This window comes from Streptomyces sp. NPDC048643 (assembly GCF_040650615.1).
In the GTDB taxonomy this organism is placed as follows: Bacteria; Actinomycetota; Actinomycetes; order Streptomycetales; family Streptomycetaceae; genus Streptomyces.
Genome location: NZ_JBEZHO010000029.1, coordinates 51,022 through 67,303, shown reverse-complemented (window position 1 = coordinate 67,303; position 16,282 = coordinate 51,022). Strand labels below are relative to the sequence as shown.

Sequence of the window (16,282 nt, the reverse complement as noted above, 5' to 3'; positions counted from 1 at the left end):
GTTCCCGCTGAGCCGCGCCCGCCGGTGCGGTCACACTTCCGGAGCCCCGATCCGTGTCCCTGGGGCTCCGGGCAACGGAGAGCCGCGCTCCCCCTCCGTCCGGGGGGAGCGCGGCTCTTCTCCTGTCCGCCGGGCCGCCGGGGGCGGCCTCAGGTCAGTGCAGCAGCCCGGTCACCTGGCCGAGCACCGGGATGCTGCCGACCGACGGGGCCTGCGCCAGCGGTCCCGTCAGGGTCTTGGAGGACAGCGGCTTGAAATCGGCGAGCTGGGTTCCGACGCCGTTGTCGAGGGGGTCGACGCCCGTGCCCGCCAGCGGGTTGGGCTTGAGTCCCTCGACGGGGCCCGTGACATAGCCCACGGTTCCGGTCAGCGCCTGGAGTCCGGCCTGCGGGTCGATGTTGCCGAGCGAGGTGGGCCGGGTGCGCAGTACGTCCACGGCGGGGGCCGAGTCCGCGACGGCCGGGGAGGCCGCGGCGGCACCGGCGGCGACCACACCGACCGCCGCGGCGATCCGCGCGGTCGTACGGGCCAGGGAGGTCGGCTGGGCTGCGTGTCGCACCATCAGGGTTTTCCTCTTTGACTAGCGGAGAGCGGGAGTTCTCTGGCGGAGAGCAACGGAAGTGACACGCAGAGTAGTTGACGGGGCTCCCGTCGCGGGCTGTCCGGGCGACGGATTAGCCCCTGCGGGTCAACAGGCATATGACCGCCAGTCGGTGAAGAAGCCCGGTACCCGTCGGCCCGGGCGCCGGCGCCGGGGATAATGTCCGGGAGCCGCGCCGTCGCGCGGCGCCGCCGGACCTGTCACAGAAGGTGCAGAGAATTGGGCTCCCACCCCCCGATACCCACCCGCGTGGTGCTGCTCTGCGGTCCCTCCGGCTCCGGGAAGTCCCTTCTCGCAGCCGACTCCGGGCTCCCCGTGCTGCGTCTCGACGACTTCTACAAGGAAGCCACGGACCCGACGCTGCCCCAGGTCGAGGGCAGCGAGGACATCGACTGGGACCACCCGCTGTCCTGGGACGCCGACACCGCGGTCGCCGCCATCGAGGAACTGTGCCGCACGGGACGTACGGACATCCCCGTGTACGACATCTCGCTGAGCGCCCGGACCGGCGCCGAGACCCTGCGCATGGAGCGCACCCCGCTGTTCATCGCGGAGGGGATCTTCGCCGCCGAGATCGTCGAGCGCTGCCGTGAACTGGGCGTCCTCGCCGACGCGCTGTGCCTGTCACGGGGCGCGGTGACCACGTTCCGGCGCCGCTTCGTGCGGGACCTCAGGGAGGGCCGCAAGTCGGTGCCGTTCCTGTTGCGCCGCGGCTGGCGGTTGATGCGCACGGAGCGTTCCATCGTGGCCCGTCAGGCGGCCCTGGGCGCGCACCCCTGCGACAAGGCCGAGGCACTCGGCCGGCTGACGGCCGCCGCGGCCGGGCGCCGGGCGCCCTCGCACCGCACGGCCGCCTAGGCACCACGGTCCCGGCCCCCTCGCGCGCAGGACAACGAAAAGAGGCCCAGGCGGACCCCCATCCGCCTGGACCTTCTTCGTTTCCCCCGTGGTCCCCCGTGACCCCGTTGGATCCCCCCACGACCGTCGTCGGCTCCCCCCGGAACCGACGCCCCCCGGTCTGTTACCGCTCCCCCCGGACCTTCAGGCGACAAGCTCCCCGAAGGACTCCTCCTCGTCACGGCCGAAGCTGAGGACCTCGTCCTCACGCATCCGGCGCAGCGAGCGCCAGATGCTGGACTTCACCGTGCCGACACTGATGTCGAGGATCTCCGCGATCTCCGGGTCGGTGCGGCCCTCGTAGTAACGGAGGACCAGCATCGTGCGCTGGAGTTCGGGCAGCCGGGCCAGCGCCTGCCACAGGACGGCGCGCAGTTCGGTGCCGCGCATCGCGTCCGTGTCGCCGGGCGTCTCCGGCAGTTCCTCGGTCGGGTACTCGTTCAGCTTGCGGCGGCGCCACGCGCTGATGTGCAGGTTCGTCATGGTGCGGCGGAGGTAGCCCCCGACCGCGGCCTTGTCGGTGATCCGGTCCCAGGCCCGGTACGTCGAGAACAGCGCGCTCTGCAGCAGGTCCTCGGCCTCGAAGCGGTCACCGGTCAGGTGGTAGGCGGTTGCGTACAGGGAGGCGCGGCGCTCCTGGACGTAAGCGGTGAACTCCGCTTCCGACAGCGAGTGACGCTCCCCCGAGACCTCCCCGTACGCGGCTCCCCCGTGAGCCTTCCCCCCGGTCGTGCCCACGGCGGTGGCCGCCGTGGTGTTCTCCCCCGTGCGGGCGTCAACCACCTTCATGTGCACGGTGTGCTGACGCCCGGCGCCGCGATCGCACCCCCGCCCGATCACGGCGCCGGACTTCTCCGCAGCCCGGTTGACGTCGTGGAGCCGCGTGACAACCGCGCCAGTAATGGTGCTGTGCAGTGTGTTCATCTCGCGCCCCCCGTCGTGGAGTACCGGTGCTTCGGTCGTTCTGTGGTGCGTCCTGCCTTGTGACGAAAAGCTTGCCCGGGCCACTTCATGGCCGTGTCCGCCGACTGTCACAGACCTGTCACAGGGGTTCCGCGCGGGCGCAGCACAGGCCGGTCACGGAGAAGAGCGGTACGACTACGCAGACGGATCCGTGAAGCCGTCGGCCCGTCCGCCACGGGGCAGGTATCGGGGAGGAGAGGAGTGGGAGCGCTCCAACGGTCGATACCCGGCCATGACATGGGCCAGAATGACGTCCGTGCCTTCCCTGTTGCTGATCGAGGACGACGACGCCATCCGTACGGCCCTGGAGCTCTCTTTGACGCGCCAGGGACACCGTGTGGCCACCGCTGCCACCGGAGAGGACGGTCTGAAGCTGTTGCGCGAGCAGCGGCCGGACCTGATCGTGCTGGACGTGATGCTGCCCGGCATCGACGGCTTCGAGGTGTGCCGGCGCATCCGGCGCACCGACCAGCTGCCGATCATCCTGCTGACCGCGCGCAGCGACGACATCGACGTCGTGGTCGGACTGGAGTCCGGAGCCGACGACTACGTGGTCAAGCCGGTGCAGGGACGGGTGCTCGACGCCCGGATCCGTGCCGTGCTGCGCCGTGGCGAGCGGGAGGCGAACGACTCGGCGTCGTTCGGCTCGCTGGTCATCGACCGGGCCGCGATGACGGTCACGAAGAACGGTGAGGACCTGCAACTGACGCCCACCGAGCTGCGGTTGCTCCTGGAGCTGAGCCGCAGGCCCGGACAGGCGCTGTCCCGCCAGCAGTTGCTGCGGCTGGTGTGGGAGCACGACTACCTGGGCGACTCACGCCTGGTCGACGCCTGTGTGCAGCGGCTGCGCGCCAAGGTGGAGGACGTGCCCTCGTCGCCCACCCTGATCCGTACCGTGCGGGGCGTCGGCTACCGGCTGGACAATCCTCAGTGACGAACCCGCACGACAAGCTCCGCGGCTGGGCCGCGGCACGCAAGGCGCTGCTGTCCGGCCTGCGCTTCACGAGTCTGCGGCTGCGTCTGGTCGTGGTGTTCGGGCTCGTGGCGCTCACCGCCGCGGTCTCGGCGTCGGGCATCGCGTACTGGCTGAACCGCGAGGCCGTCCTGACGCGTACGCAGGACGCCGTGCTGCGCGACTTCCAGCAGGAGATGCGCAACCACGCGAGCATGCTGCCCGTGCACCCCGCGCAGGACGAACTCCAGCGCACCGCCGGGCAGATGGCGAACAGCAGTCAGCGGTTCAGCGTGCTGCTGGTCGCCGAGGACGAGACCGGGAAGACGGTCGTCGGCAACTCCGAGCTGGACACCTTCACCCTGGAGGACGTGCCCGCGTCCCTCCAGAAGGCGGTGGACAAGAAGCAGTCGCTCTCCTCGAACAACAAGTCGGCGTACCACCTGTACTGGCAGCGGGTCACGGACCACGACAAGCCGTACCTGGTGGGTGGCGCGCGGGTGATCGGCGGCACCACGACCGGTTACATGCTCAAGTCGCTGGAGCCGGAGGCGAAGGACCTCAACTCGCTGGCCTGGTCGCTGGGGATCGCGACGGGCCTGGCCCTGATCGGCTCGGCACTGCTCGCCCAGGCCGCCGCGACCACGGTCCTCAAGCCGGTGCACCGGCTGGGCATCGCGGCCCGCCGGCTCGGCGAGGGCAAGCTGGACACCCGCCTGCGGGTCTCCGGCACGGACGAACTCGCCGATCTGTCGCGGACGTTCAACCACACGGCGGAGGCGCTGGAGAAACGCGTGGCGGACATGAGCGCGCGGGACGAGGCGTCCCGGCGCTTCGTCGCCGACATGTCCCACGAACTGCGGACCCCGCTGACGGCGATCACCGCCGTGACGGAGATCCTCGAAGAGGAACTGGACGCGGAGACCGGCAGCGTGGACCCGATGATCGAGCCGGCCGTCCGGCTGGTCGTCAGCGAGACCCGGCGCCTCGGCGACCTCGTGGAGAACCTCATGGAGGTGACCCGCTTCGACGCGGGCACCGCCCGGCTCGTCCTGGACTACGTGGACATCGCCGACCAGATCACCGCGTGCATCGACGCGCGGGCCTGGCTGGACGCGGTCGAGCTGGACGCCGAGCGCGGCATCATGGCGCGGGTCGACCCGCGCCGCCTCGACGTGATCCTCGCGAACCTGATCGGCAACGCGCTCAAGCACGGCGGCTCGCCGGTCCGGGTGGCGGTACGGGTGGAGGGCGAGCAGTTGGTCATCGCGGTGCGGGACCACGGTCCCGGCATCCCCGAGGACGTCCTGCCGCACGTCTTCGACCGGTTCTACAAGGCCAGCGCGTCCCGGCCGCGATCCGAGGGCAGCGGTCTCGGCCTGTCCATCGCGCTGGAGAACGCGCACATCCACGGCGGCGGCATCACCGCTGCGAACTCCCCCGAGGGCGGGGCGGTGTTCACCCTGCGGCTGCCGCACGACGCGTCGCAGCTTCTCGATGACGGGCCGGGCGAGCAGTCCAAGGACCCCGCGCACGGCAACGGCACGGAAGGCACCTCCGGATGACCCCCGCACCCGTCCCCGCCCACCACCACGGCCCGCGTCGCGCCCGGCGGACCCTGCCGGGACGGGCGCGGCCCTGGCTGGCGCTGCCGCTGCTGGCCGCGCTGCTCACGGGGTGCGGGATCCGGGCCACGCAGGTCCCCACCGACTTCGGGCCCGCTCCGTCCCGTGTTCCCTGCGCGCTGTCCGGCCAGGACACGGCCACCCCCTCCTCGGGCGGGGTGCCCGTCCAGGTCTTCCTGATCTGCTCGGCGCAACTGGTCACCGTCGACCGGTCGGTGCGCATCCCGGACGGCACGGCCGAGGCGGCGCGGCGCGTCCTGGTGGCCCAGGCGCTGCTCGACGAACTCGCCGAGACACCGTCGACGCCGGAACAGCAGGCCCGGTACTCCACGGACGTACGCGGCGGCATGACGGTCGGCGGGCCGCGCGGCCGGGACCCGGAGGACACCCTGCGGCTGAGCACCTCCCCCGCGGACCTCACCCCGACGGCCCTCGCGCAGATCGTCTGCACGTTCTCCGACTCGGCCGCGGCGCGGGACGACGGCACCGTCGTCCTCGGCGGTCCGGCGCCCGACGCGCTGCGCACGTACACCTGCACGCCCGAGGTGCGTTCCTCGCCGGGCACCGAGTCCCCCGGGTCGACGGCGGTCGAGGACTCGTGAGGCGGGCCGGGGCGAAAATCCCGGCCCCGGAACCGATCGTGCCGGACCCCGCGTCTTGGGGTGCGTGCAGCGTCTTGGTTCAGACGGCGGAAATGCCGTCACCCGCGTCCGTGTGGCAGGAGGTGTCCTCCTCGTCGCACACCTCGCCCTCGTCGCCTGGATCACTCTGCGCCCGCTGGACGTCCCCTGGGTGAGTGCCGCCAATCTGCGGCCGTTCGCGGGCATCAGAGCCGACCTCGCACTCGACCCGGAGACGGCGGTCCGGCGGATCGCCGCGGGGCTCGGACTGCTCGCCCCGCTGGGGCTGCTGCTGCCGCTGGCGGGTGGCAGGCTCGCGGTCTCGACGCTGGGCTCGCTGCTGCGGACGATCGCCGCGGGCGCCCTGCTGTCGCTGGGCATAGAACTGCTGCAGACCGGGGTTCCCGGCCAGGTCGTCGACATCGACTCGATCCTGCTGAACACCCTCGGGGTCGCCCTCGCGCACCTCGCGGTCGTACCCGCCGTGCGCGCCGGGATCCGTCGCCGGGCGGAGACACGGCACCGGGCGACCGTCCTCCGGGAGGACCCCGCTCAGGGTCTGACCCCGACGATTCCCAGGGTCGGCATCGCTCCGTAGAGCGACGCTTCGCCCCCCTTCGTCCCCGTACCGTCGAAGACATCGGTGAACGCGCCGATGACGACGGAGACCGGCCCGCCGGTCCTCCACGACGGTTCGCGAAGGAGCCACCATGACCGCCCTTGCCCGCCCCACGAACGGCCGCATGATCGGCGGAGTCTGTGCTGCGCTGGCACGGCGCTTCGGCACCTCCGCGACCACGATGCGTGTCATCTTCGTGGTGTCCTGCCTGCTCCCCGGCCCGCAGTTCCTGCTCTACATCGCGCTGTGGATCCTCTTCCCCTCCGAGGACAAGGCCTCCCGCACCGCCTGGTGACCCGGGCGGCACCCGGCCTTTTCACGGCGAACGCCGGTGGGGCGCACCCTCGTCGGGTGCGCCCCACCGGCGTTCGCGCAGCAGAAAGACCCCGGGCGGCGGGGAAGGGGGCCGGATCTGCCGGGGGGGGTCAGCCCAGCGGAATCCCGTTCACGGGCAGGCCGTGCGTGGGCAGGCCCTGCACCGGCAGGCCACCCAGCAGTCCGGCCACCGGCGCGGCGGGCCCGTCGGCGAGCAGTCGCGCGGCGGCGGGCTGCGCGGCGGCGACACCCGCGCCGAGCGCGTTCTGACCCTGGGCGAGCGCCTCACCGGCACCGGGCAGCGCCTTGGCGACGTTCTCGGCGGGCAGCGTCCGGGTGACGGTGTCCAGCGCCGAGGAGGCGTCCGGCACGGCCGGGGCGGCGTTCGCGGCGCCCGCGCCGGCGGCGGCGAATGCGGCACCGAGAGCGGCGACACCGAGGGTCTTGGCAGCAGACTGCTTCATGTTGAATGCGTCCTTGGAGACGGGGATGTGAGCGGTCCAGAACCGTAAACACGCAAACCCGCCGTCCGCAAACATCGAAAAGCGGCCGAGTCATGGAGAAGAAGTGAAGACCCGGCCGTTTTCCATCCGCGCCGATCAGGCCCGATCTTCGGGAGAACCGCTGGTCGAGGCGGTCTGCTGGAACAGCCATTCGGACTTGAGTTCTGCATATCCGGGCTTGATCACGTCATTGATCATGGCAAGTCGTTCATCGAAAGGAATGAATGCTGACTTCATAGCATTGACCGAGAACCACTGCATGTCGTCGAGTGAATAACCGAACGCTTCGACCAGGTGCTCGAATTCCCGGCTCATGCTCGTGCCGGACATCAGCCTGTTGTCCGTGTTGACCGTGGCCCGGAAGTGCAGCCGCCGCAGCAGCCCGATCGGGTGCTCGGCGTACGAGGCGGCGGCGCCGGTCTGGAGGTTGGAGCTCGGGCACAGCTCCAGCGGGATGCGCTTGTCCCGGACGTAGGAGGCGAGACGGCCGAGCTCCACCGAGCCGTCCTCGCGCACCTGGATGTCGTCGATGATGCGGACGCCGTGGCCGAGCCGGTCGGCGCCGCACCACTGGAGGGCCTGCCAGATGGACGGCAGCCCGAACGCCTCACCGGCATGGATCGTGAAGTGGTTGTTCTCCCGCTTCAGGTACTCGAAGGCGTCCAGGTGCCGGGTGGGCGGGAACCCGGCCTCGGCGCCCGCGATGTCGAAGCCGACGACACCCAGATCGCGGTAGCGGTTGGCGAGTTCGGCGATCTCCAGGGCGCGGGCCGCGTGCCGCATCGCGGTGAGCAGCGCGCCCACCCGGATGCGACGGCCGTTCTCCCGGGCCAGCCGCTCCCCTTCCCGGAAGCCCTCGTTGACCGCCTCGACGACCTCTTCGAGGCTGAGCCCGCCCTCCAGGTGCTGTTCGGGCGCGTACCGCACCTCGGCGTACACGACGCCGTCCTCGGCGAGGTCCTCTGCGCACTCGCGGGCCACCCGCACCAGCGCCTCGCGGGTCTGCATGACGGCGCAGGTGTGGGCGAAGGTCTCCAGGTACCGCTCCAGCGAACCGGAGTCGGCGGCCTCGCGGAACCAGAGGCCGAGCTTGTCGGCATCGGTCTCGGGGAGGTTCGAGTAGCCCGATTCCTGGGCGAGTTCGACGATCGTCCCGGGGCGCAGGCCCCCGTCGAGATGATCGTGCAGCAGGACCTTGGGCGCCCGGCGGATCTGTTCCGAGCTCGGGGTGTTCCGGATCTGGCTCGTCATTTTCGCACTGTAGCCCCTACGCGCGTAGATCTCCTGTCGCACAGATCCGTCGATACGTAACGGTGACCGTGCGGACGGGTGGCGTACACCGATGCTTCTGACACTGTTCTGTCATGGCACAGCAAGCGACGCCGGTTCGCATGGCCCGGCTGGGGAGGGCGCTCGGCCCGGAGCCGACGGCGGTCAGCGGAGTTGTTCTGCTGCTGCCGGGCGGCGAGGAGACCTCGTCCCGCAGACCCTCCCCCATGATGGCGGCGGCCTCCGTCCGCGCGCTGGGCCGCAGGCTGGCCCGCGCCGGACGGACGGAAGGCCTGGTCACGCACGTGGTGCACTACCGGGTCCGCGGCTGGAACGGCGGCGAGGCCGATCTGGCGAGCGACGCGTCCTGGGCCGCGGACGAGGTCGTGCGCCGCTACGGGGACGTCCCGGTGTGTCTGGCCGGCATCGACATGGGCGCCCGGGCCGCTCTGCGCGCGGGCGGGCACACCGCCGTCAACTCCGTGCTGGCGCTGGCCCCCTGGCTGCCGGAGGAGGATGTCGCCGCACCACACGAACCGGTGAAACAGCTGGCCGGTCGCCGGGTGCTGATCGTGCACGGCACCAACGACGAGCGCACCGACCCGGAGTTGTCCTTCCGGCTCGCGGCACGCGCGAAGAAGGCCAACCGCGACATCTGCCGCTTCGAGGTCCACTCGGACGGGCACGCGCTGCACCAGCACCGGCACGAAGTCCACTCCCTGGCCGAGGACTTCGTCATGGGGTCGCTGTTCGGCCACTCGTTCTCCCGGCCCGTCGAGGACGCCTTCGCCGCCCCGCCACCGCTGGGCCTGCGGATGCCGCTCGCGGCGGGCTTCGGACAGTCGCTCCGTCGCTAGGGCCCGTCGCACGACGTGCGGCAGGGTCAGTCGGGCAGCAGGCGGCCTCTGCGGGACAGCAGGAACTTCTTGAACGCGGCCACCGGCGGGGTGTCCGGGTGCCCGTCGAGCCAGGCGACGCCGATCTCACGGACGGCCCGCGGCGCGGTGACCGTCAGCTCCACAACTCCCGGGCGGGCGACGGCCGGTGGCGGCAGCAGGGCGACGCCGAGGCCGGCGGCGACGAGGCCCCGCAGGGTCTCCGCCTCCTCGCCCTCGAAGGCGATGCGCGGCCGGAACCCGGCCTCCTGGCAGAGGTCGTCGGTGATCCGGCGCATCCCGTAGCCGGGTTCCAGGGTCACGAAGCTCTCGTCGGCCGCCTCGGCGAGGCGGACGCGCCTGCGGCCGGCCAGCGGATGATCGGCCGGCACGACGAGCCGCAGCTTCTGCTCGTCGAGACGGCGGCCCACCAGGTCGGGCGCGTCCGGCACCGGCGAGGTGAGGCAGAGGTCCAGTTCGCCGGAGCGCAGCCGCTCCAGCATCGCCTCCCCGTAGTTCTGCACGAGGCTGAAGCGCACCCGCGGATGGTCGGCGCGGAAGGCCCGGATCAGGCCGGGCACGGTCTCGGAGCCCATGGTGTGCAGGAAGCCGAAGGCGACCTTGCCGCTCGCCGGGTCGGCGTCCGCGCGGACCTCGTCGGCGGCCCGCTCGATCTCCGCGAGGGCACGCTCCACGGAGGACAGGAAGGTGCGGCCCGCGGGGGTCAGCGACAGCGTTCGGCCGCGACGGGCGAACAGGTCGACGCCCAGGTCCTGTTCGAGGCGGACCAACGACCGGGAGAGCGTGGACTGGGGGACCTGCATCTCCTGCGCGGCGCGGGTGACGTGCTCGGTGCGGGCGACGCCGGCGAAGTGCGCGAGCCGCGGGGCGAGCACGGCGGCCATGCTTCCGATGTCTTCTGTGTCACTGAACGGTGACAGGTGAGCTTCTGACCTCTGCTGATGCGCCATGGGAACGATTATGGCGATTCCATGCATTGGACGGATGAACGACGGGTCCCTACGTTCGAGGCATGCCTTCCGCCAGTACCGGGGCGTCCACCACGGTGGCCGCCACCCCGCTCGTCCGCGACACCGACACCACCGATTCCCGTATGGCCCCCGGCGGCCCCGGCTACCGCCGGATGAGCTTCGCGCTCTTCCTCGCGGGTGTCGCCACCTTCGCGCTCCTCTACTCCACGCAGGCCCTGCTCCCGCTCGTCTCCGCGGACTTCGCGGTGAGCGCGAGCGAGGCGAGCTGGACGGTGTCGGCGGCGACCGGCGGACTGGCCCTGTTCGTCCTGCCGATGAGCGCCCTCTCGGAGCGCTTCGGACGCCGTGCGGTGATGACGGCGTCCCTGGCGGTGGCGGTGACCGTCGGTCTCCTCGTGCCCTTCGCACCGTCGATCGGCGCGCTGGTCGCGTTGCGGGCGGTGCAGGGCGCGGCCCTCGCGGGTCTCCCGGCCTCGGCGACGGCGTATCTCGCGGAGGAGGTCCGCCCCAAGGCGCTGATCACCGCGATCGGCCTGTTCGTCGCGGGCAACAGCGTCGGCGGGATGAGCGGCCGGGTGATCACCGGCTGGGTCGCCCAGGAGTGGGGCTGGCGGGTGGCCGTCGGCGTGATCGGGCTGATCGCCGTGGCCTGCGCGGTCGCCTTCCGGATGCTGCTGCCCGCGCCCCGGCACTTCACGCGGGGCTCGCTGCGGCCCCGGGTGCTGGCCCGCACGGTGCGCGACCACCTCGCGAACCCGCTGCTGCGCCGGCTGTACGCGATCGGCGCGCTGTTCATGATGGTGTTCGGCGGGGTCTACACGGTCATCGGCTACCGCCTGACCGAGTCGCCCTTCTCGCTCCCCCAGGGCATCGTCGGTTCGATCTTCCTGGTCTACCTGGTCGGCACGGTGTCCGCGTCGACGGCGGGCCGGCTCGTCGGCCGGGTGGGCCGCCGCGGCTCCCTGTATCTGGCGGGCGGGACCACGACGGCCGGGCTGCTGCTCTCCCTCGGGGACTCGCTGGTCCTGGTCCTGCCGGGCCTCGTGCTGATCACGGCGGGCTTCTTCGCGGGCCACGCGGTCGCCTCCTCGTCGGTGAGTCACACCGCGCAGCACGGCCGGGCGCAGGCGTCGGCCCTCTACCAGTCCGCGTACTACATCGGCTCCAGCGCGGGGAGCACGCTCGGCGCGGTCGCCTTCCACGCCGGGGGCTGGGCGGGCACGGTCCTCATGGGGCTGCTCGCGGTGCTCGGCGTCGTCTCGATCACCCTGGCCGGCTCGCACGCGGCACGCGCCGCGGCCCGCCGGACGCCTGTGCCGGCCCACTGAGATTCCGCCGCGCGACCGGCTCTCGCGCGCCGAGAGCCGGCGGCGCGCCGGTTCGCGCCCGCGGACGCGGAGAAATCGCTCTCCGGCACCACCCCTTCGACCTGCGGGTTTCCCCGCTCCGCACGCCATTGTCAGTGGGCTGCGGTAGCTTCCGAAGTGCCGGCGCAATGACGCGCGGGACGGGAAACAGGCCACAGGGGTGGGTTGGCTATGAGCGAGGGCACGGCGACGACGGCAGACCTGGACGTCCGGCTGGAGCAGCACCGGGTCGAGCTGACCGGGTACTGCTACCGGATGCTCGGCTCCTCCTTCGAGGCCGAGGACGCGGTGCAGGACACGATGGTCCGCGCCTGGCGCAGTTACGACAAGTTCGAGGGCCGCTCCTCGATGCGGTCCTGGCTGTACCGCATCGCGACGAACGTCTGCCTGGACATGCTCAACGCGGGCAACCGCAGGGCACGCCCGATGGACCTCACCGGCCCGTCACCGCTCGCCCAGGCGGCGCTCACCCCCCGCGCGGACAACACCTGGCTGGAGCCGATGCCCGACGCCCGTGTGCTGCCCACGACCGGTGACCCGGCGGAGGCCGCGGTCGCCAAGGAGTCGGTGCGCCTCGCCTTCATGGCGGCGCTCCAGCAGCTCCCGCCGAAGCAGCGCGCCGTGCTCATCCTGCGCGAGGTCCTCGCGTGGCGGGCGAGCGAGGTCGCCGAGCTGCTCGGCACGACGGTCGCGTCGGTCAACAGCGCGCTCCAGCGGGCCCGCGCCACCCTCGCCGAGAGCGAGGGGGAGGGTGCGGACGCCGTCACCTCGGACCCCCTCGACGAGGAGCAGCAGAAGCTCCTGGAGCGCTATGTGGCGGCGTTCGAGGGCTATGACATGACGGCGCTGACGGCGCTCCTCCACGAGGACGCGATCATGACGATGCCGCCGTTCGACCTGTGGCTGCGCGGCACGTCGGACATCACCGGTTTCATGACGACGCTGGGCGCCGCGTGCGCGAACTCGCGGCTCATCCCGGTCGAGGTGAACGGCCTGCCGGGCTTCGCGCACTACAAGCCGGACGAGGAATCCGGTGGGTACGTCCCCTGGGCGGTGCAGGCGCTGGAGATCTCAAAGGGCCGCATCACCGGGTTCCACTGCTTCCTCGACACCGCGCGCTGGTTCCCGCTGTTCGGGCTGCCCCCGCACCTGGACGGACCCGAGGAGGTCGCGGCACTCGCGGCCTCCGGAGGGCGGGGCGGCGCCGGTGGAGGTGTCGAAGCGGAGGCCGACCAGGTCGAGTAGGGCGCGCAGGGCGGGGTCGGGGTCCTTCAGCCGTATCCGGCCCCCGGCCCGCCGGGCTGTGAGCTCCAGCCGGGCCAGCGCGTCGACGACGGCGAGTCCGGGCGGTCCGAGGCCCGCGACATCGCAGACCACGACGCCGCCCCCGGCCGCCTCCAGGCGGGCGCGGACGTCGTCGCAGAGCCGGGGCACCTCGTCACGGGTGACGAGTCCTGGCAGCACGAGTACGGCGGGTGTCGCGGAATCCACAGTCAGTAGACCGTCCGGAGGCTCGGAACTCATCGCGGGCTGGACGGCCCGTCCCGGCGGCCAGCGGCGACGGTGCTCCGGTGCGTCCCGCGCAGATCACATTGACCTGCGCCCAGCCTTCCCCGTTGGGTTGGGTGTATGTCCCACGAACCGGTGCCTCCCGCGATACCCGACGGCCTTCTCCTCGCGAAGGAGGCTCCGTGCAGGGGGTGTTGACGGGGTTCGCCGTGATCGCCGTGGTCATCGGCGTCGGGTACGTGATCGGACGGCGCGGCTGTCTCGGGGACAACGGGCGCGAGGTGCTGACGAAGCTCGCCTTCCATGTGGCCTCGCCCGCGCTGCTGTTCACGACGCTCGCGCAGGCCGACCTGTCGGTCGTCTTCTCCGCCCGGCTGCTGGTGACGGCGATGAGCACGGCCGCGGCGGCCGGGGTGTTTGTCGTGGTGGGGGTCGTACGCCGCTGGGGTCTGGGCCGGACGACGATCGGCGCGCTCTGCTCCAGCTACGTCAACTCCGGCAACCTCGGTATCCCGATCGCGGTGTACGTGCTGGGCGACGCCTCGCTGGTGGCGCCCGTGCTGCTGTTCCAGCAGATCATGGTGACGCCGATCGCCCTGACCGTGCTCGACCTCTCCGGGGAGGGCGACAAGGGCCCGCTGTGGCGGCGGCTGATCACCCCGCTGCGCAACCCCATCGCGGTCGGGTCGCTGAGCGGTGTCGTGGTGTCGGCGACGGGTCTGCGGGTGCCGGGGCCGGTTCTCGATCCGTTGCAGCTGATCGGCGGGATGTCGGTGCCCGCCGTGCTGCTGGCCTTCGGGATCTCGCTGTGCGGCAGCAGTCTGCCCGGCCGGGGCGCCGACCGCTCCCCGGTGCTGCTGTCCGTGGCGCTGAAGGCGGTGGGCCAGCCGATGGCCGCGTGGGCGCTGGCCGTCGGCGTGTTCGGACTGCACGGCGCCCCACTGCTCGACGTGGTGGTCACCTCGGCCCTGCCCGCCGCACAGAACCTGTTCACGTACGCCTCGCGCTACCGGGTGGGCGAGACACTGGCCCGCGAGTCGGTCCTGCTCTCGACGGTCGCGGCGGTCCCGGTGCTCGTGGTGGTGGCGGCGGTCCTGGGGTGAGCCGGGGTGCCCGCCGGGCGCCCGCGCAGTCCGCTCAGTTCGCGGGGAAGTCGCTGGTCTCGATGACGAGGTCGAACGGCGTGGGCAGTTTGATGGGTTCGCCGAACTTGACGGAGCTGAGGGGCCGGTAGACCTCGCCCTTCGGGTCTCCGAAGAGTGTCACGACGGGACCGTCGGGCGCCCACGGGTCGACGAGGAGGTACAGCGGAATGCCTGCGGCAGCGTATGCGGCGGGCTCGCTGACGCGATCGTGACGGGCGTCGGACTTCGAGGTGACCTCCACGACCAGTTCTGCCATCGCCGCCGGAATGTGGGTGTCCGTGCTGGCGCACATCGGGACCGGCCCCACCACGATGTCCGGGATGAGCATGCCCAGGCGGGACGGCACGGCGATGGCCAGGGTCTGGACGACCTCCCAGTCCTCGGGGATCACCGAGTAGAGGCGACGGTGGATACGAGCCGCAATCACGTTGTGACGTGCGGCGGGAGCAGGTGACACGGTGATGATCCCCTCGATGATCTCCACCTTGCTGCCCTCGGGCCATTCCATCTCCTCCCAGAACCGGACGAGGTCGTCCCAGCTCTGATCGGGGTCCTGGCTCACGGTGAGTGCGCTCATGGCGGTCTCCTTCGGTGCGTCACCGACTGCAGCATGCCGAACGGGACCGGTGGAGGTCCACCGGTCCCGTTCACCCGAATGAGGAAACCGCAGGTCAGGCGATACGTTCCAGCACCACGGGGGACGCCTTGAAGTCCGTGCCCGCCGCGGCGATGTCGTACGAGCCCTCGGTCGCCTGGAGCGCGTAGTCGAAGCGGTCCGGGGTGTCCGTGTGGAGGGTGAAGAGGGGCTGGCCCGCGGTCACCGTGTCGCCGGGCTTGGCGTGCAGCTCGACGCCGGCGCCGGCCTGCACCGGGTCCTCCTTGCGGGCGCGTCCGGCACCGAGGCGCCAGGCGGCGATGCCGATGTCGTACGCGTCGAGGCGGGTCAGCACACCGGAGGCCGGGGCCGTCACGACGTGCTGCTCGCGGGCGACGGGCAGCGCGGCGTCCGGGTCACCGCCCTGTGCGGCGATCATGCGGCGCCACACGTCCATCGCGGAGCCGTCGGCGAGCGCCTTGGCCGGGTCGGCGTCCTTCACGCCGGCCGCGTCGAGCATCTCGCGCGCCAGGGCGATGGTGAGCTCGACGACGTCGGCGGGGCCACCGCCGGCGAGGACCTCGACCGACTCGCGGACCTCCAGCGCGTTGCCCGCGGTGAGGCCGAGCGGCGTGGACATGTCGGTGAGGAGCGCGACCGTCTTCACGCCGTGGTCGGTGCCGAGGCCGACCATCGTGGAGGCGAGTTCGCGGGCGTCCTCGATGGTCTTCATGAAGGCGCCGGAGCCGACCTTCACGTCGAGGACCAGCGAGCCGGTGCCCTCGGCGATCTTCTTGGACATGATCGAGGAGGCGATCAGCGGGATCGCCTCCACGGTGCCGGTGACGTCGCGCAGCGCGTAGAGCTTCTTGTCGGCCGGGGCGAGTCCGTCACCGGCGGCGCAGATGACCGCGCCGGTGGTGTCGAGGACGTGCAGCATCTCCTCGTTGGACAGCAGGGCGCGCCAGCCCGGGATCGCCTCCAGCTTGTCCAGGGTGCCGCCGGTGTGGCCGAGGCCGCGCCCGGAGAGCTGCGGCACGGCCGCGCCGCACGCGGCGACGAGCGGGGCCAGCGGCAGGGTGATCTTGTCGCCGACGCCGCCGGTGGAGTGCTTGTCGGCGGTGGGGCGGGACAGGGACGAGAAGTCCATGCGCTCGCCCGAGGCGATCATCGCGGCCGTCCAGCGGGCGATCTCACGGCGGTTCATGCCGTTGAGCAGGATCGCCATGTTGAGGGCGGCCATCTGGTAGTCGGCGACCTCGCCGCGGGTGTACGCGTCGATGACCCAGTCGATCTGCGCATCGCTGAGTTCGGCACGGTCCCGCTTGGTGCGGATGACGGAGACGGCGTCCATGGACATGGCGGACATGGCTTTCCTTCCGAAAGATGAGCGGCCCCTCCCTGCGACGGTCGGTCACGGAGGGAGGGGCCGCAC

General features: G+C 71.6%; 17 protein-coding genes and 1 pseudogene. 10 read left to right on the top strand and 8 right to left on the bottom strand.

The features are described from left to right. Positions 1-154: 154 nt before the first annotated feature. Positions 155-562, bottom strand: a complete 408-nt coding sequence (locus AB0C62_RS26130; protein ID WP_362977015.1) for a hypothetical protein — start codon at positions 560-562, stop codon at positions 155-157. Between the two features lie 258 nt (positions 563-820). On the opposite strand from AB0C62_RS26130, the gene AB0C62_RS26125 reads away from it, so the two are divergent. Beyond that, entirely contained in the window at positions 821-1,459 is a 639-nt protein-coding gene (locus AB0C62_RS26125) for a uridine kinase (protein ID WP_362977013.1), read from the top strand. A gap of 183 nt (positions 1,460-1,642) precedes the next feature. On the opposite strand, the gene AB0C62_RS26120 is transcribed toward AB0C62_RS26125, so the two are convergent. After that, entirely contained in the window at positions 1,643-2,422 is a 780-nt protein-coding gene (locus AB0C62_RS26120) for a SigE family RNA polymerase sigma factor (RefSeq protein WP_164369416.1), read from the bottom strand. A 295-nt stretch (positions 2,423-2,717) separates the two neighbouring features. Here AB0C62_RS26120 and afsQ1 point away from each other — a divergent pair, with 295 nt between their 5' ends. The 5 genes from afsQ1 to AB0C62_RS26095 all read left to right on the top strand — a co-directional run bounded on the left by afsQ1 (position 2,718) and on the right by AB0C62_RS26095 (position 6,572). Then, positions 2,718-3,395, top strand: a complete 678-nt coding sequence (gene afsQ1, locus AB0C62_RS26115; protein ID WP_037625670.1) for a two-component system response regulator AfsQ1 — start codon at positions 2,718-2,720, stop codon at positions 3,393-3,395. Further along, positions 3,392-4,978: a HAMP domain-containing sensor histidine kinase gene (locus tag AB0C62_RS26110; RefSeq protein ID WP_362977011.1), complete on the top strand. Its 1,587-nt coding sequence runs from the start codon at positions 3,392-3,394 to the stop codon at positions 4,976-4,978. The genes afsQ1 and AB0C62_RS26110 overlap by 4 nt, the downstream gene beginning before the upstream one ends. Further along, positions 4,975-5,640: a hypothetical protein gene (locus AB0C62_RS26105; RefSeq protein WP_362977009.1), complete on the top strand. Its 666-nt coding sequence runs from the start codon at positions 4,975-4,977 to the stop codon at positions 5,638-5,640. Before AB0C62_RS26110 ends, AB0C62_RS26105 begins: the two co-directional genes overlap by 4 nt. A gap of 64 nt (positions 5,641-5,704) precedes the next feature. After that, positions 5,705-6,256 (top strand): VanZ family protein, encoded by a 552-nt coding sequence (locus tag AB0C62_RS26100; protein WP_362977007.1) that lies wholly within the window; start codon positions 5,705-5,707, stop codon positions 6,254-6,256. A gap of 112 nt (positions 6,257-6,368) precedes the next feature. Then, the gene (locus AB0C62_RS26095) at positions 6,369-6,572 is read left to right on the top strand and encodes a PspC domain-containing protein (protein ID WP_081219053.1); all 204 of its coding nucleotides are present in this window, start codon (positions 6,369-6,371) and stop codon (positions 6,570-6,572) included. Between the two features lie 130 nt (positions 6,573-6,702). Here the strand turns inward: AB0C62_RS26095 and AB0C62_RS26090 are convergent, their stop codons facing one another. Beyond that, a complete protein-coding gene (locus AB0C62_RS26090; RefSeq protein WP_164369414.1) occupies positions 6,703-7,056 on the bottom strand; it encodes an ATP-binding protein in 354 nt (117 codons plus the stop codon). 135 nt (positions 7,057-7,191) lie between these two features. Next, positions 7,192-8,346 carry an adenosine deaminase gene (locus AB0C62_RS26085; protein ID WP_362977005.1) on the bottom strand — a complete coding sequence of 385 codons (1,155 nt, stop codon included), beginning with the start codon at positions 8,344-8,346 and terminating at the stop codon, positions 7,192-7,194. A gap of 113 nt (positions 8,347-8,459) precedes the next feature. Here AB0C62_RS26085 and AB0C62_RS26080 point away from each other — a divergent pair, with 113 nt between their 5' ends. After that, positions 8,460-9,221, top strand: coding sequence for a prolyl oligopeptidase family serine peptidase (locus AB0C62_RS26080; protein WP_362977003.1), 762 nt, complete (start codon positions 8,460-8,462; stop codon positions 9,219-9,221). 26 nt (positions 9,222-9,247) lie between these two features. Here the strand turns inward: AB0C62_RS26080 and AB0C62_RS26075 are convergent, their stop codons facing one another. Next, entirely contained in the window at positions 9,248-10,210 is a 963-nt protein-coding gene (locus AB0C62_RS26075) for a LysR family transcriptional regulator (protein WP_362977001.1), read from the bottom strand. Between the two features lie 62 nt (positions 10,211-10,272). Between AB0C62_RS26075 and AB0C62_RS26070 the strand changes: the two genes are divergently transcribed. After that, positions 10,273-11,559, top strand: a complete 1,287-nt coding sequence (locus AB0C62_RS26070; RefSeq protein ID WP_362976999.1) for an MFS transporter — start codon at positions 10,273-10,275, stop codon at positions 11,557-11,559. A gap of 210 nt (positions 11,560-11,769) precedes the next feature. Beyond that, entirely contained in the window at positions 11,770-12,843 is a 1,074-nt protein-coding gene (locus AB0C62_RS26065) for a sigma-70 family RNA polymerase sigma factor (RefSeq protein WP_362976997.1), read from the top strand. Positions 12,844-12,882: 39 nt separating this feature from the next. On the opposite strand, the pseudogene AB0C62_RS26060 reads toward AB0C62_RS26065, so the two are convergent. After that, positions 12,883-13,122, bottom strand: a pseudogene (locus tag AB0C62_RS26060) (hypothetical protein); the annotation flags it as partial. Between the two features lie 167 nt (positions 13,123-13,289). On the opposite strand from AB0C62_RS26060, the gene AB0C62_RS26055 reads away from it, so the two are divergent. After that, entirely contained in the window at positions 13,290-14,210 is a 921-nt protein-coding gene (locus tag AB0C62_RS26055) for an AEC family transporter (RefSeq protein ID WP_362976995.1), read from the top strand. 34 nt (positions 14,211-14,244) lie between these two features. Here AB0C62_RS26055 and AB0C62_RS26050 read toward each other — a convergent pair whose 3' ends face one another. Both AB0C62_RS26050 and AB0C62_RS26045 read right to left on the bottom strand, forming a co-directional pair. After that, positions 14,245-14,829: a Uma2 family endonuclease gene (locus AB0C62_RS26050; protein ID WP_362976993.1), complete on the bottom strand. Its 585-nt coding sequence runs from the start codon at positions 14,827-14,829 to the stop codon at positions 14,245-14,247. 94 nt (positions 14,830-14,923) lie between these two features. After that, a complete protein-coding gene (locus AB0C62_RS26045) occupies positions 14,924-16,207 on the bottom strand; it encodes a thymidine phosphorylase (RefSeq protein ID WP_362977090.1) in 1,284 nt (427 codons plus the stop codon). Positions 16,208-16,282 lie beyond the last annotated feature (75 nt).